The organism is Paenirhizobium naphthalenivorans (genome assembly GCF_007992095.1).
Taxonomy (GTDB): Bacteria; Pseudomonadota; Alphaproteobacteria; order Rhizobiales; family Rhizobiaceae; genus Allorhizobium; species Allorhizobium naphthalenivorans.
The window spans coordinates 18,561-32,811 of record NZ_BJZP01000033.1; the positions used below are offsets into that span (position 1 = coordinate 18,561).

Sequence of the window (14,251 nt, forward strand, 5' to 3'; positions counted from 1 at the left end):
TGAAGTTCTTCCCCTCTTCATCGCGCCGACCGTTTGCAGGACGGCCTGGCGGATCGGAAAGCCGCCTCATTCCACTGGCCGCCAATGATGACGATCCGGATCCAACGCCGCCGTCACCTGCGGCCGCCGTAAAACCAGCGTCGGTGGCAAATGAGATCCCGCCGCTTCCCATCGCGGTCTGACGGAGGATCGACCATGCTGACTTTCCCGGTCCAATCCGTCCTCGACGTCATCGCACGTGGTCGCGCCGACGCCGAGGCCAATGGCGGCTTCCGCGATCCCTATTATGGCCTCGAACCCGGAAAGGGCGAAAAGCCCGGCCTCTGGCTTGTTGGAGATCATGGGGTGTATTTGATGTCCAACGGAAAGTTGCCCGAAAACGGCAAGCCATTGGTCGTCTATGCCGAAGAATGCCACCCCGAGCAAAACGACGACTGGTTCGAGGTCAAACGCCAGACCTTCGGGGGCGATGATGGTGTCGATTTCATCGATGCCGAGAGCCTCGAGGCCATGATCGCGGCCAGCCCTGGCGGTACGCATCTGTCTTTCGCCTTTGAGGAAGACGCGATGCAGATCTCGGTCATCCAACGCGGCTGACGCATCATCGTCCGCTGCAACCACAACCTTCCCCCTTCCACGCGAGCGCCACGCCGGTTCATCCGGTCGATGACGCTCGTCTTTTTTCAGGAGCATTCATCCGATGTCCAACGATCCCTTTTCCCTCGATATGTTCGGCAATACTGCGCTCTCTTCCGGGCTTGGTTTTGGCCTTGGCACGACTGAAGAATTTGCCCCCGGACCGGCAGCGCATGAAAACACAGCTACCGCGCCTGAAGCGCATGTCGTCCCGTTACCGGTTGTTGCGGCCAAACCACCCTTGCCAGGCAAGATGGGCGATCGTTTCAACTTCTATCTTGATGACGATGATCGCGACCTTCCGAAAAGCTGGAAGGAGCGCGCCCGGATCAATGTCGCCGCCATCCTCTCCGCCAACGAGATCGAGAAGCTCGACGTTCCGGTCACGCGCGAACACCAGAAGCGCCTGATCCGTTTTACCGGTTTCGGAGCCTCCGAACTGGCGAGCGGCATGTTCCGTCGCCCCGGCGAGGTCGAATTCAGGGATGGCTGGGACGACCTTGGCGGTTCGCTGGAAAGTGTGGTTTCCGAGACGGACTACGCCTCGCTGGCGCGTTGCACGCAGTACGCCCACTTCACACCGGAGTTCATCATCCGTGCGATGTGGGCAGGTCTTCAACGTCTGGGATGGCGCGGCGGCCGCGTTCTTGAACCCGGCATCGGTACCGGTCTTTTCCCTGCATTGATGCCGCAGGCCTTCCGGGCATCCAGCTATGTCACCGGCATCGAGCTTGATCCGGTCACCGCCCGGATTGTCCGTCTCCTCCAGCCGAAGGCCCGGATCGTTAATGGTGATTTTGCCCGCACCGATCTCGGGGTGATCTACGATCTCGCCATCGGCAATCCGCCGTTTTCTGATCGAACTGTCCGCTCCGATCGTAACTATCGCGGTCTCGGTCTCAGATTGCATGACTATTTCATCGCAAGATCGATCGATCTGCTGAAGCCAGGCGCTCTCGCCGCTTTCGTCACCTCCCACGGCACGATGGACAAGGCCGATACGACGGCCCGTGAGCATATTGCGAAATCGGCCAACCTTGTCGCTGCCATTCGCCTGCCGGAACGCGCGTTCCGCGCGGCTGCAGGTACCGATGTCGTGGTCGACATCCTGTTCTTCCGCAAACGCAAGGCCGGTGAGCCCGAAGGCGATGTCACCTGGCTCGACGTTGACGAAATCCGGCCAGCCACCGCCGATGAAGGCGCGATCCGTGTCAATCGCTGGTTCGCCAGACATCCCGTCTTTGTGCTCGGTGACCATGCCCTCACCTCCGGCCCGTTTGGCGAAACCTATACATGCCAGCCGCGTCCCGGCGAGGACCTTGAGATTCTGCTGAAGGCCGCGATCTCTCTGCTTCCCGAACATCTCTATGATGGCGAGCCGAGCATCATCGATCTCGATCTGGAAGAAGAGCTCGCCGAGATCGTCGACCTGAAGCCCGATAACGCCAAAGTCCGCGAAGGCAGCTTTTTCCTCGACGGCCAGCATAACCTCATGCAGTTGATTGACGGTTCCCCCGTTCCGATCGGCATCCGCAAGGGTCGCAGCAGCGACGGTATCCCCGAAAAGCATGCCCGAATCATTCGCAAGCTCCTGCCGATCCGCGATGCCGTTCGTGAGGTGCTGAAGGCCCAGGAGCAGGATCGACCCTGGCGGGATCTTCAGGTCCGGTTACGCATCGCCTGGGGTGCCTTTGTTCGGGAGTTCGGCCCGATCAATCATACCACGGTCTCAATCAGCGAGGACGAACAGACCGGTGAGATGCGTGAGAGCCATCGCCAGCCGAACCTCGCGCCGTTCAGGGACGATCCCGATTGCTGGTTGGTCGCGTCAATTGAGGACTACGACCTCGACACCGACACGGCAAAGCCCGGTCCGATCTTCTCTGAACGGGTGATAGCGCCACCGGTCGCACCTGTCATCACCAGCGCTGGCGATGCGCTGGCTGTTGTGCTTAACGAACGCGGACGTGTCGACCTCGAGCACATCGCCGAACTGTTGCACATGTCCGCCGAGGAGGTGATCGAAGACCTCGGGGAGGCAATCTTCCAAAATCCCGCAGACGGCTCCTGGCAGACCTCTGACGCCTATCTCTCTGGTCCGGTTCGCACCAGACTGACAGAAGCGGAGGCCGCCGCGGCGCTCGATCCAGCTTTCGCGCGGAATGTCCGAGCATTGCAGGCTGTCCAGCCGGCTGATCTTCGGCCTTCCGACATTACCGCCCGCCTAGGCGCGCCCTGGATCCCCGCAGCCGACGTCGTGGATTTTGTCAACGAGTTGATGGGTGCCGACATCCGTATCCATCACATGCCGGAACTGGGAAGCTGGACGGTCGAGGCGCGCCAGCTCGGATACAGTGCCGCAGGTACGTCCGAATGGGGGACCAGCCGGCGCGATGCCGGCGAACTACTCGCCGATGCCCTGAACTCCCGCGTGCCGCAGATCTTCGACGTGATCAAGGATATCGGTGGCGAACGGCGCATCCTGAATGTGGTCGACACCGAAGCCGCACGCGACAAACTCCAAAAGATCAAGGAGGCATTTCAGAAGTGGGTCTGGATCGATCCGGGTCGCACCGACCGGCTGGCCAGAATTTACAACGACCGCTTCAACAACATCGCGCCTCGGGTCTTTGACGGCTCGCATCTGAAACTGCCCGGCGCCAGCGCGGCCTTCCACCTCTATTCGCACCAGAAGCGTGGCATATGGCGCATCATTTCCGCCGGCTCCACCTATCTCGCGCATGCCGTCGGTGCGGGGAAAACCATGACGATGGCCGCCGCCATCATGGAGCAAAAGCGTCTCGGATTGATCGCCAAAGCCATGCAGGTCGTGCCAGGCCATTGCCTGGCTCAGGCCGCGCGTGAGTTTCTTGCGCTCTATCCATCCGCCAACATTCTGGTCGCGGACGAGACCAACTTCAGCAAGGACAAGCGGGCGAGATTCTTATCGCGCGCCGCGACCGCGACCTGGGATGCGATCATCATCACCCATTCGGCCTTCAAATTCATCGGTGTTCCCTCAGCTTTCGAACAAGGCATGATCCACGACGAGCTGGAGCTTTATGAGGAGCTGCTAACCCGGGTCGACAGTGAGGACCGTGTCTCACGCAAGCGGCTGGAACGGTTGAAGGAGGGATTGCAAGAGCGCCTGGAGGCGCTGTCGACGCGCAAGGACGACCTCTTGACGATTTCTGAAATTGGCGTCGACCAGATCGTCGTTGATGAAGCCCAGGAGTTCCGCAAGCTTTCGTTCGCGACCAACATGTCGACGTTGAAAGGCATCGATCCGAACGGATCGCAACGCGCCTGGGATCTCTATGTGAAATCGCGTTACATTGAAACACGAAATCCGGGTCGAGCCCTCGTTCTGGCATCGGGGACGCCTATTACGAATACACTCGGCGAGATGTTCTCGATCCAGCGGCTGCTTGGACATGAGGCGCTTGCCGAACGTGGCTTGCATGAATTCGATGCCTGGGCGAGTTGCTTCGGCGATACGTCAACGGAACTGGAGATCCAGCCGTCCGGCAAGTACCGCCCTGTCAGCCGCTTTGCGAGCTTCGTGAATGTGCCGGAACTGATCGCCATGTTCCGCGCCTTCGCCGACGTCGTGATGCCCGACGATCTTCGCGAATATGTCAGGGTGCCGGCGATTTCGACGGGCCGCCGCCAGATCGTCACCGCTAAGCCGACGCCTGCCTTCAAGATGTATCAGCAAATCCTCGAAGCGCGTATCAAGGCAATCGAGATGCGAGAGGGACCGGCGCAGCCCGGTGACGACATTCTCTTGTCGGTGATCACCGATGGTCGCCATGCGGCAATCGATCTTCGTCTGGTCATGCCGGCGAACGACAACGAGGACGAAAACAAACTCAACATGCTCGTCCGCAACGCTTTCCGGATCTGGCAGGAGACAGGTGAAAGCATCTATAGCCGCCCGGATGGCAAGGACTACGATCTGCCGGGTGCGGCCCAGATGATCTTTTCCGATCTGGGGACCATAAATGTCGAGAAGACACGCCGCTTCTCGGCCTACCGCTGGATACGTGATGAACTGATCCGCCTCGGCGTGCCCGCTTCCGAAATCGCTTATATGCAGGACTACAAGAAGACCGAGGCGAAACAACGCTTGTTCGGCGACGTGCGTGCCGGCAGGGTACGCTTCCTCCTCGGATCCTCCGAGACAATGGGAACAGGTGTCAACGCGCAGTTACGCCTGAAAGCCTTGCATCACCTCGATGTGCCGTGGCTCCCTTCCCAGATCGAACAGCGCGAGGGCCGGATCGTGCGACAGGGCAACCAGCATGACGAGGTCGATATTTTCGCCTACGCGACGGAGGGCAGCCTTGATGCGTCGATGTGGCAGAACAATGAGCGCAAGGCGAGGTTCATCGCTGCCGCGTTGAGCGGCGACACCTCGATCCGCAGGCTTGAGGATCTGGGCGAGGGCCAGGCCAACCAGTTCGCGATGGCGAAAGCGATCGCCAGCGGTGACGAGAGGCTCATGCAAAAGGCAGGTCTGGAAGCCGATATCGCCCGGCTCGAACGGTTGCGCGCCGCGCACGACGACGATCAATATGCTGTTCGACGCCAGATCCGTGACGCCGAGCGTGACATCGAAACCGCGACCCGCCGGATTGGTGAGATCGGTGAGGACTTGAAGCGGTCTATTCCGACCGCAGCGGATTCCTTCACCATGACAGTTCTCGGTGAGGTCCAAGATGAACGCAAGGACGCCGGTCGGGCGCTGATGCGGGAAATCCTGACGCTCGTACAGCTTCGCCAGCACGGCGAGGTTCATCTCGCATCGATCGGCGGGTTCGATCTCGTCTATGAGGGGGAACGGTTTGGAAAAGCCGAGGGCTATCGTTATGCGACGTTGCTGCAGCGCACCGGTGCGGACTACGAGGTCGATCTGGCCGTGACGGTGACACCGCTCGGGGCGATCTCTCGCCTCGAACATGCGCTCGATGGGTTCGAGGAGGAGCGTGATCGTTATCGCCATCGCCTCGAAGACGCTCGCCGACGGCTCGTTTCATATCGCACACGTGAGGGCGGGAGTTTCGCCTTCGCTGAAGAGCTTGCTTTGAAGCGTCGCCAGTTAAGCGATGTCGATGAGGCCTTGGCCGCCTCGATGCGTGAGGACAGCCAAGGTGTTGAACAGGCAGCCTGATCGCTTCCATCTCTTGTCCCCCGCTGATCGTGGGGGACAAATCGTGTTTGACGCCTGTCCTTGGCTGTTCACGCACGCAGAACCGCTGGCATTTGCAAAATAGTCAAATAATTTGTATATTCCGACTAAGTCTCACACGCGGCACACAAGTTCTATCAGTTCTTTTTTCCTGATTTTTGCTTCACCCGGATTCGCAGCGGGCGGCCCTCTGCATACTCCAGATCGAAGGCGTTCGTTTTCCTCACGAGATCGCTCAGCTTGCGAAACCCATAAGTTCGCGGGTCAAAATCCGAAGCGAGATTTGCAAGTTGATTGCCGACGGCGCCAAGCGGTACCCATCCATCCTCGCTCTCCATCTGGGCGATGACCTTCCTGATGATGGGCGTGGCGGCTGTCGGGGGCTGGAGGGAGGCTGTCACCTGTACCGCATCTGTCCCGTTCGCGGCAGCCACGGGCAACAGATTTTCGGTATAGATGAAACGCCGGCAGGCCTGCCTGAAACTTTCAGGCGTCTTCTGCTCTCCAAAACCGAAGACGTCGATGCCTTGTTCACGGATGCGAGAGGCGAGGCGGGTGAAATCGCTGTCGGAAGATACCAGGCAAAAACCGTCGAAGCGACCACTATGCAGCAGGTCCATCGCGTCGATGACAAGCGTGATATCGGAAGCATTCTTGCCGGCCGTGTAGGCGAACTGCTGCTGGGGAATGATTGCGTGTCTTGCGAGAACGTCGGTCCACGCCTTTGAACGGGCATTGGCGAAGTCGCCATAGATGCGTCGAACACTCGCTTCGCCGATCTTGGCAATTTCTTCAAACAGGCCATCAACGATTTTCGCAGACGCGTTGTCAGCGTCGATAAGTACCGCAAGCCGCGGCGAACGGGATTCTGCCATGCTTAAAGCATCCTGCCTATCACAATTGACGGGAATCCAGCATCAACGAGTGGGTGGCGTGTGGCAAGCGCGTTGTTTTTTCTTCACACGCGGTGGCCCGTCTAAGTGATTGGCGAGGGTTGCGCATCCGACAAACGGGAGCGCAATATACCAGTACGCGAGGATTTCGTTCCCGCATTCTATGCGCCAGCTGGCGTGGCTTATCTTGCAATTTAAGGTGATGCGAGCTAAATGTAGTTACGTAACCACGATATTTTGGAGGATTGTCATGACGGTCACCACGCTTTCAGGCCGGGAACTCAATCACGATCTTGGCCGTGCAAAACGCGCGGCCAACGAGGGTCCAGTCATTATCACCGACAGAGGACGGCCAGCGCATGTCCTCTTGTCGTTCGACGAATATAAACGGCTGACCGGAAAAATGCGGACGCTTGGCGACATGCTGGCCGCACCGGGTGCGGGCGAAATTGACTTGCCACTTTCGCCGCGGACGGAACGAGCGCAGGCAGTTGACCTGACCTGATGCTGTTGCTCGATACGAATGTTGTCTCCGAACTGCGCAAGATTGTGAGCGGCAAGGCACATCCCAATGTCGTGGTCTGGAATGAAACCGTAGATCCGGACGAAACGTTCATTTCTTCCGTCGTGCTGCATGAGCTTGAGATCGGCGTGCGGTTGGTGGAACACAATGATAGCGCCGCCGGGAAGGTATTGCGCAACTGGCTGGACAACACGGTTATCACAGCGTTCTCGGGTCGCATTCTTCCCCTTGACGAGGCGGCGGCCTTGCAGGCAGCCGAATGGCATGTGCCTGACCCCAAGCCGATCAACGATGCCTATATCGCCGCGACGGCGCTCACCCGGCGCATGACACTCGTCACGCGCAACATCAAGGATTTTGCGGGTATGGGCGTGAAACTTGTCAATCCGTGGGATCCCTTCACGTAGCAGCGGTGTGGTAGACTTCGTTCGCCCAAGACATCGCGACGAAACCGCGAAAGCGCTCAATCTTCGGGCAAAGCAGCATCCGGACAACAGAATTCCAACCCGTTTCCGGGCATGTGCTCAGCGGAACTGTGCTCGGCAATTGGGTCCATTCATAAAGGCGGTGCAGCATTCGCATGGCTGCATTGCACAATAAATAGTTTCTGTCTGCTCAGAAACTAGCCATAGAGCACACAGCTGATGCATTTGGACGGTCACCTCCCAGTTCCGTCGCATCAGCTGTTCCCCTCTGGAGGTTCAAAATCTCCACACTTCATGGGCCGCGGTTTCCGAGGGCCCATTTTTTTTGTCTTCCGCTCAACTCCGCTGTCGCGCTCCTCGCAAGAGGTGGCATCGCCCTGTCCCTTTCGATCCGTGGGCGCAAAATGAATAGGGAGGAAGAAAAGGGGGAAGAAGAACCGGTCGCAGATCGGTCCTCCCGCCGACGCTTGCGCTCAACTGCCGCCTGCCGCATCCCGGCAACTCGTCCTTCGCAAGGCCGTCGGCCCCGCTTGTCCTTCGCCGCAGGGACGCTCGGCCGCAGTTGCGCCGGTCCGGCCGCCCCGCGGGCCGGAAGGTGTCTTCGGAAAAAAGAAGACGCGAACAGGAGTGGCAAAGGGCCGCTCCGCATCCGGTCAAGGAGAAACCCATGTATCTTGTCACGCTCGATCCACGCGGGCTGAAAGACAATCCCGACAAGACCCGTCAGTCGAAATCATCGGCACAAGCCGATGCGCTTCTTCTGGCCACCATCAAGGCCGTCGGCATTATCCAGCCACCGGTCGTCGAACCCGAGAAGGATGGTGGCAACGGCTATATCATCGATGCCGGCCATCGCCGCGTGCGCCAGGCAATCGCCGCAGGCCTCGAGGAAATTCAGGTTCTCGTCGATGAGGCGGCAAACGACAATGGTGCGATGCGCTCCATGGTGGAAAACACGGCACGCGAGCCGCTCAACCCTGTCGACCAATGGCGCGGCGTCGAACGCCTCGTCGCTCTCGGCTGGACCGAGGAAGCGATCGCGCTGGCGCTCACTTTGCAGGTACGGCAGGTCCGCAAGCTCAGGCTGCTTGCGAATGTGTTGCCTGCGATGCTCGATCAGATGGCGCTCGGCGACATGCCGTCCGAGCAGCAGCTTCGCACGATCGCAGCCGCCAGCGTCGAAGAACAGAAGCAGGTCTGGAAGGCCAACAAGCCGAAGAAGGGCGAGCGGGCATCCTGGCACCAGATCTCCAATGCGCTCGCCAAGAAGCGCATGTACGCCAAGGATGCGAGCTTCGGCGACGATCTTGCGGCCGCCTATGGTGTCGAATGGGTCGAAGACCTCTTCGCTCCCGCTGACGAGGACACGCGTTACACAGCCAACGTTGAAGGTTTCCTCGGTGCTCAGCACGAATGGATGACCGCCAACCTGCCCAAGCGCGGTGCCATCGTCGAGGTCAATTCCTGGGGACAGCCCGAACTGCCGAAGAAGGCAGAGCGTGTCTACGGTAAGCCACAGAAATCGGACCATGCAGGCATGTATCTCGATCGTGACGGGAAAGTGCAGACGGTCCACTATCGTCTCCCCGAGGTGAAGAAGCCGAAGGGCGCCGGTGGTGCGACGGCGGGCGGTGCCGGCGAGGCCGACGACACGATCGTCGGGGCAAAGCCGCGCCCGGATGTCACCCAGAAGGGTCTCGACATGGTCGGTGATTTCCGCACGGACGCCCTGCATGAGGCGCTCGGTCGCGCGCCGATTGAGGACGATACATTGCTTGCTCTGCTCGTCCTGGCCTTTGCCGGGACCAACGTACGCGTCGATTCCGGCGCGGGTGACACTGTCTTCGGCCAGAAGCGTTTCGCCCGTCATGTCGTTCGCCTGATCGACGAGAATGGCAAGCTGTCCTTCGATCTCGACACATTGCGGGTCGTTGCCCGCTCGACATTGGTTGAGGTGCTGTCATGCCGCCGTGGCATGTCGAACAGCGGCGTCATCTCCCGGATTGCGGGCGATGCCATCGGGGCGGATGGCTATCTGCCGAATATGGGAACCGGAGACTTCCTGCTTTGCTTGTCGCGCCAGGCGCTGGAAGCATCCTGCAAGGACGCTTCGGTCGTTCCGCGCCAGAAGGTGAGGGAAACCCGCGCTGCGCTGGTCGACCACTACCAGGACGGCCATTTCGTGCACGCTTCGGCTCTCTTCGCGCCGGAGGCCGGCGACGTGGCAGATCTGATCAAGCGTGGCGAGGTCATCGACGCCGATGACGACGGCTCGGGCAGTGACGAGGAGGAGATTGCCGTCTCCGAGGATGCCGAGGCTGAAACCGAGGTGGCTGACAGCGACCCGTCCGAAGCCGGCGATGATGAACCGGGCGAGGATCCGGCTGACACGGACGACGGATCGCACACTCCGGAGTCCGACGACGAAGACAGTGCCTACGGCATCGCCGCCGAATAGGGGCGGTGCTCTCATCAAGATCGTTTCCGCCGCCGGCCTATCACCAGCGGCGGTTTCGTTTACAGATCCTCAAATCTTCAGGAGAAATCGCATGTCCGCGTCTCTCGTTTTCACGCTCGTTCCGATCGGCTCCATCGTTTCCTGGTCTGATGGAACGCCCAAGCCGCCGGAGCGTCACAAGAAAAAGCTCGCTGCCTGGAAGACCAGAAACAGCTCCGGCCGCCTGATCCGCAAGCAGCCCAGCCAGACCCGGGGCAGCTACACCGCGCCTGACTGCTTCACCATCCATGAAGGTGACCATGGCAGCAACGGCACCATCGTACTCCGCGTCTATCGCACCTTCGATATTGGAGCCTGCTCCCTGAGTTTCTCTGTCGTCGAGCGGCCAGCGATCGGTTCGGTGCGGGTCTTCGATCGCGCCGGCGAGGGCGCGGAGCTCGTTCATATCGCTGACGATCGTCCTGCGGCGGAAGAATGGCTCACCCGCCACCGGCATCCGCACGCCGTGCTGGAAGAGGTAACGCGCAGCCAGGAAAGCCCCTCCGAGGACAAGGCCGCCGCATAGGCCACCATTCCCTTTGTACATCGAAGTCATCTACCGCCGCCGGGCCCTGTCCGGCGGCGCTCTCGTGTTCAATTCCCCTATTGAGAAGGAGGACATAGATGTCCGCACTCATGATCTTCGACCTTGCGCCGGTCGGCGCCGTCATTTCCTGGTCGGACGGCAGGCCTCGTCCTCCCGAGGACAGAATTCACACACTCGCGGGATGGAAACGCGACAATGCCGTTGGACGGCTGGTGCGTAAACGCAGCCATGCTGTCATGGCACAGTCTCGCATTCCCGCATGCTTCAAGGTTACCACCGACGGTGTCGACGATCTCGGTGTCATCATCGGCCCCGACTTCAGGACATTTTCAGTCGATTGCGTGTTGACTTTCGCCGTGCTCGAACGGCCTCAGATCGGCTCCATCCGCATTTTCGATGGCGATGCCGAGGATGCTGAGCTCCTGCATCTTGCAGCCAATCGGGACCATGCCGAGATCTGGCTACGGAGCTGTGGCTTCACCAATACGATGTTGCGCGAGGTCACAGCGGATGAAGTCGCCGCCGACCGGATAGAGGGGAGGGTGGCATGAGCAGGCCAGCCAACTCCCATGATGCAATGACCCCCAAAAATTCAGGGGTCGAGTTCGCGCGCAGTGCTGATGATTTCCCGGTCGCCCGGATCGGCGATATCACCCTCGCGATGCTGTCGTTGGTCGATGGCGGCGGCTTCCTTGCCAGTGCCTGGTGCGTATCCCGGCCACTTGCCGAGATGACGCGCGCTGACTTTTTCGGTCACGAAGGCCGGCTGGACGACGAGGCGGCATTCCGCGATCGGGTGTTCGAGACGGCCGAGCACCGTCGTGAGCTTGCAGCTTTTGCCCGTGTCGAAACGAGGATCGCCTGCAGCACCCCATGGGGCGCCTCGCAAATGGCGACGGTTTATGCCGAGGGCATAACCTCACACATGACGGCCGGCCACGGCGGATTTCACCTGTCGATGGAACGCAATCTGCGGATCCATCCTTCGCTTCGCAAGGAGACCCCGTGGTACGAAGAAGATGCCGAATGGGCGATCGTCGCGCTGACTTTCCCGGATCTCTTCACCACTTACGAGCGCCGGGTCGCCGGCGACGCGATCCGCAATAGCTGGCCGGACGCGTGGGAAACAATCCATGGTTGCGTGCTGGATCCTGGCCAATCCTGGGAAAAGGCCCGCAGGCTTTTCGATGACGCGCATGCCGGCGATTGGGTGGTCATTTCCGCCATCCTCTCTGACCCGCGTCCTGGCATGACCGAAGTGATCGCCACACTCGGCGGGAAACGCGACCATTCTGCCGAGGAGCGGCGCTATCTTGTGCCAAGTCCCGAATATGTCACCCGAAGCCCACTCGGTTTCGTCATCGATCCCGACCGACATCAACTCTACGACGGTCGGTCGAGCTTCGTGGGCTGGGACGCGCGGAGGATGGTCGGATGAAACCCGTCAATCCTCGCGTGCTGTTGAAGCGAATGGAGACTGCGCATCGCGAGACCCGCCGGCACCTCGATCTCGTTCATCGGCAGATCGCAGGCCGCGCCGAACGCATTGCGATCACACAGAAGGCAAAGGCGAGACACCCCTCCCGCAAGCGGTCCGGAACGCGGTGGTGCCGAAACGACCGGATGCTTCTTCAGGCACATCTCGATCGGCTTCAATTCGAACGGCGTCTTGAACTCGATGGGCTCGCCGGCAAACTGGCTCGTCAGGAGCAGGCCATCGACACGCTGCGACGAAAACTTGGCGAAGAGGCCGGCCGCAGGGCTGCGTGAGCGGCTCACAGGGACGGTCCTGCGACGGGGACAAGGAGCGCTGACACGGTGATTGTCAACTGCGGTGAGGGCGCTTCATTGTCGGGCGGGTATCCCATCACGCGTTTCCGATGATGCCTTCAACCTCTTGCCGCTCCGCCCCTCGGTTGTGTTGCGGTCTAAACCGGCGGCCGTCTGCTTCAAGGCCGCTATCGCGCCGCGTGGCGGCCGGAACAGCCTGTCTCACATCACCATCCCGCGTCCCGCGCGGGGCTGCACCCCGCTTGGCCGCAGGCCGATGACGCTCGTCATGGCCGCCCCGGACCCTGAAGCAACCGTCATTCCGCCGGCTTTTCCAGACCGCACCCGAGGGACGGAGCGGCAAGGGGCCGCTTCGGGTCCCCGGAGGAAAACCCGAGAAGGAAACCCTCATGGCAAAGCCCGCTACCCCCTCCCGTCAGTCCCCCCGCCCGTCGGCGCGCGTCGTCCAGCTCCGCAAGGGAGCCACCCTCGAAATGGTTCGGCTCACTTGCCCCGATACCGCGCAGGCGCTACTGATCGCCGAAAGCTTCGGGACCGCCGTCGTCGATAGCGACGGCATCCGCGACCTGCATGAGCGGCTGATCATCGAAACCGCAGACAGCCTTTCCGAGGGCCTGGGCGAGCGGGCGATGCAGATCCATCTCCAGCGTGTCGTCGGCGCCTATGTCGGGTCCGCTCATGGTGCGGGACAGTTTTACAGCCGCGCCGTCACCGAAGCTCGCGATGCGACGGCCAAAGCCGCCAATGACGCCCGCGACGAGGACCTCGATGGTCCGGTCGGTTACGACAGCGCCGCCCAGCGCAAACGGGAGTTTGCCGCGGACATGGCCATACAGTCCCACGCGCTGCGCATGGCGGCCGAAGGTGCCGTCGCAGCCTATGAACAGGTGGTCGGTGAAAGCTGGAAGCCGTTCGACCGCCCGGTCGAAAATCCCGGACAAAATCTCGACCGCAAGGCTGCGGCCGCTCAGTTGGCGGCTTTCGACTGATCCGCTTGATGGCGGGGCTTCGGCCCCGCTTTTTTTGTGCCTATAGCGGTGGCCGCCTCGGCCAGTTTCGCCGTGCAGCCGTTTAACCGTCGCAGTTTGTCACTATATCCCATGGACGGCGTTATCGATGGGGATGACATGAATAACGAACAGGCGTCCGAACTGAAGCCCTGGGCCACCTCGCAAGGCCTGGTTACTGCCAGTGCCAATGATCTCAAAAAAGCTGCTGCCATCAACGAATTGCTGATCGATGTTGCGGCAATCCTTCCGCACAAGGAAACTGATCCGGTTTTGCCATTCGAGATCGGCATCTTCGAGCAATTCAGTGCTCGACTTCAGCCTGGAATCGCCAGGATCCGTCTTCGCCGCGCTGTCGCCGCCTACGCGGCGGCAAAAAATTACTTGCTGGCCTGCGCCCAGCCGGATGCGATGCGCCACGATATTGCCGGGCGCCCGACATCGCCGGTCAGTGCCGATGACAGAATGGCGGCGCAACGGCGCGTGTTGGAAATCCGCCGCGAAAGAAAATTGCAAGCCGATATTGCCGGTATCAGCGGTACCCAACAGGGTTGAACCCATCCACCGCCGTCACGCTGACAGCGCTCGACCCTATTGTGGTCTTCGGTTGACGGCAGTCGTGGGTGCCGCCCCCGCCGTGAACGCATCGATGCACAACCGGCTTTGAACGATCGCTGCAATGCGGCCCCGTCCTTGCTGTCGGTCCTGCAGGAGCCGGCGGCAAGCCGCAACGGCTGCGCC

Annotated in this window: 12 protein-coding genes; 11 read left to right on the forward strand and 1 reads right to left on the reverse strand. The window is 60.6% G+C overall.

Going from position 1 to position 14,251, the window contains the following annotated elements; translation table 11 throughout:
* Window positions 1–195: 195 nt before the first annotated feature.
* Both RNA01_RS20945 and RNA01_RS20950 read left to right on the forward strand, forming a co-directional pair.
* Window positions 196–597, forward strand: a complete 402-nt coding sequence (locus RNA01_RS20945; RefSeq protein WP_055971803.1) for a DUF3085 domain-containing protein — start codon at window positions 196–198, stop codon at window positions 595–597.
* Window positions 598–700: 103 nt separating this feature from the next.
* A complete protein-coding gene (locus tag RNA01_RS20950; protein ID WP_055971807.1) occupies window positions 701–5,809 on the forward strand; it encodes a helicase-like domain-containing protein in 5,109 nt (1,702 codons plus the stop codon).
* A 155-nt stretch (window positions 5,810–5,964) separates the two neighbouring features.
* Here the strand turns inward: RNA01_RS20950 and RNA01_RS20955 are convergent, their stop codons facing one another.
* Window positions 5,965–6,702, reverse strand: coding sequence for an NYN domain-containing protein (locus tag RNA01_RS20955; protein WP_055971810.1), 738 nt, complete (start codon window positions 6,700–6,702; stop codon window positions 5,965–5,967).
* A 268-nt stretch (window positions 6,703–6,970) separates the two neighbouring features.
* Between RNA01_RS20955 and RNA01_RS20960 the strand changes: the two genes are divergently transcribed.
* The 9 genes from RNA01_RS20960 (at window position 6,971) to RNA01_RS21000 (ending at window position 14,065) form a co-directional block, all read left to right on the forward strand.
* Window positions 6,971–7,225: a type II toxin-antitoxin system Phd/YefM family antitoxin gene (locus RNA01_RS20960; RefSeq protein WP_055971985.1), complete on the forward strand. Its 255-nt coding sequence runs from the start codon at window positions 6,971–6,973 to the stop codon at window positions 7,223–7,225.
* Window positions 7,225–7,650 carry a type II toxin-antitoxin system VapC family toxin gene (locus tag RNA01_RS20965; protein ID WP_055971813.1) on the forward strand — a complete coding sequence of 142 codons (426 nt, stop codon included), beginning with the start codon at window positions 7,225–7,227 and terminating at the stop codon, window positions 7,648–7,650. Before RNA01_RS20960 ends, RNA01_RS20965 begins: the two co-directional genes overlap by 1 nt.
* 685 nt (window positions 7,651–8,335) lie before the next feature.
* Window positions 8,336–10,126: a ParB/RepB/Spo0J family partition protein gene (locus tag RNA01_RS20970; protein WP_147182086.1), complete on the forward strand. Its 1,791-nt coding sequence runs from the start codon at window positions 8,336–8,338 to the stop codon at window positions 10,124–10,126.
* A 91-nt stretch (window positions 10,127–10,217) separates the two neighbouring features.
* Window positions 10,218–10,691 carry a UCP036055 family protein gene (locus tag RNA01_RS20975; RefSeq protein ID WP_055971819.1) on the forward strand — a complete coding sequence of 158 codons (474 nt, stop codon included), beginning with the start codon at window positions 10,218–10,220 and terminating at the stop codon, window positions 10,689–10,691.
* A gap of 98 nt (window positions 10,692–10,789) precedes the next feature.
* A complete protein-coding gene (locus RNA01_RS20980) occupies window positions 10,790–11,263 on the forward strand; it encodes a UCP036055 family protein (protein WP_055971821.1) in 474 nt (157 codons plus the stop codon).
* Complete coding sequence (locus RNA01_RS20985; protein ID WP_055971824.1) at window positions 11,260–12,150, forward strand: DUF7007 domain-containing protein; 891 nt, start codon at window positions 11,260–11,262, stop codon at window positions 12,148–12,150. Before RNA01_RS20980 ends, RNA01_RS20985 begins: the two co-directional genes overlap by 4 nt.
* Window positions 12,147–12,482 carry a hypothetical protein gene (locus tag RNA01_RS20990; protein ID WP_055971827.1) on the forward strand — a complete coding sequence of 112 codons (336 nt, stop codon included), beginning with the start codon at window positions 12,147–12,149 and terminating at the stop codon, window positions 12,480–12,482. Before RNA01_RS20985 ends, RNA01_RS20990 begins: the two co-directional genes overlap by 4 nt.
* A gap of 410 nt (window positions 12,483–12,892) precedes the next feature.
* On the forward strand, window positions 12,893–13,492 hold the full coding sequence (locus RNA01_RS20995) for a hypothetical protein (RefSeq protein ID WP_055971830.1): 600 nt from the start codon (window positions 12,893–12,895) through the stop codon (window positions 13,490–13,492).
* A 138-nt stretch (window positions 13,493–13,630) separates the two neighbouring features.
* Window positions 13,631–14,065, forward strand: coding sequence for a ProQ/FINO family protein (locus RNA01_RS21000; RefSeq protein ID WP_055971988.1), 435 nt, complete (start codon window positions 13,631–13,633; stop codon window positions 14,063–14,065).
* Window positions 14,066–14,251 lie beyond the last annotated feature (186 nt).

Coding starts and splice junctions, on each gene's coding strand:
- RNA01_RS20945 (WP_055971803.1), top strand. CDS start 196: ATGCTGACTTTCCCGGTCCAATCCGTCCTCGACGTCATCGCACGTGGT.
- RNA01_RS21000 (WP_055971988.1), top strand. CDS start 13,631: ATGAATAACGAACAGGCGTCCGAACTGAAGCCCTGGGCCACCTCGCAA.
- RNA01_RS20965 (WP_055971813.1), top strand. CDS start 7,225: ATGCTGTTGCTCGATACGAATGTTGTCTCCGAACTGCGCAAGATTGTG.
- RNA01_RS20960 (WP_055971985.1), top strand. CDS start 6,971: ATGACGGTCACCACGCTTTCAGGCCGGGAACTCAATCACGATCTTGGC.
- RNA01_RS20995 (WP_055971830.1), top strand. CDS start 12,893: ATGGCAAAGCCCGCTACCCCCTCCCGTCAGTCCCCCCGCCCGTCGGCG.
- RNA01_RS20970 (WP_147182086.1), top strand. CDS start 8,336: ATGTATCTTGTCACGCTCGATCCACGCGGGCTGAAAGACAATCCCGAC.
- RNA01_RS20990 (WP_055971827.1), top strand. CDS start 12,147: ATGAAACCCGTCAATCCTCGCGTGCTGTTGAAGCGAATGGAGACTGCG.
- RNA01_RS20955 (WP_055971810.1), bottom strand. CDS start 6,702: ATGGCAGAATCCCGTTCGCCGCGGCTTGCGGTACTTATCGACGCTGAC.
- RNA01_RS20985 (WP_055971824.1), top strand. CDS start 11,260: ATGAGCAGGCCAGCCAACTCCCATGATGCAATGACCCCCAAAAATTCA.
- RNA01_RS20950 (WP_055971807.1), top strand. CDS start 701: ATGTCCAACGATCCCTTTTCCCTCGATATGTTCGGCAATACTGCGCTC.
- RNA01_RS20980 (WP_055971821.1), top strand. CDS start 10,790: ATGTCCGCACTCATGATCTTCGACCTTGCGCCGGTCGGCGCCGTCATT.
- RNA01_RS20975 (WP_055971819.1), top strand. CDS start 10,218: ATGTCCGCGTCTCTCGTTTTCACGCTCGTTCCGATCGGCTCCATCGTT.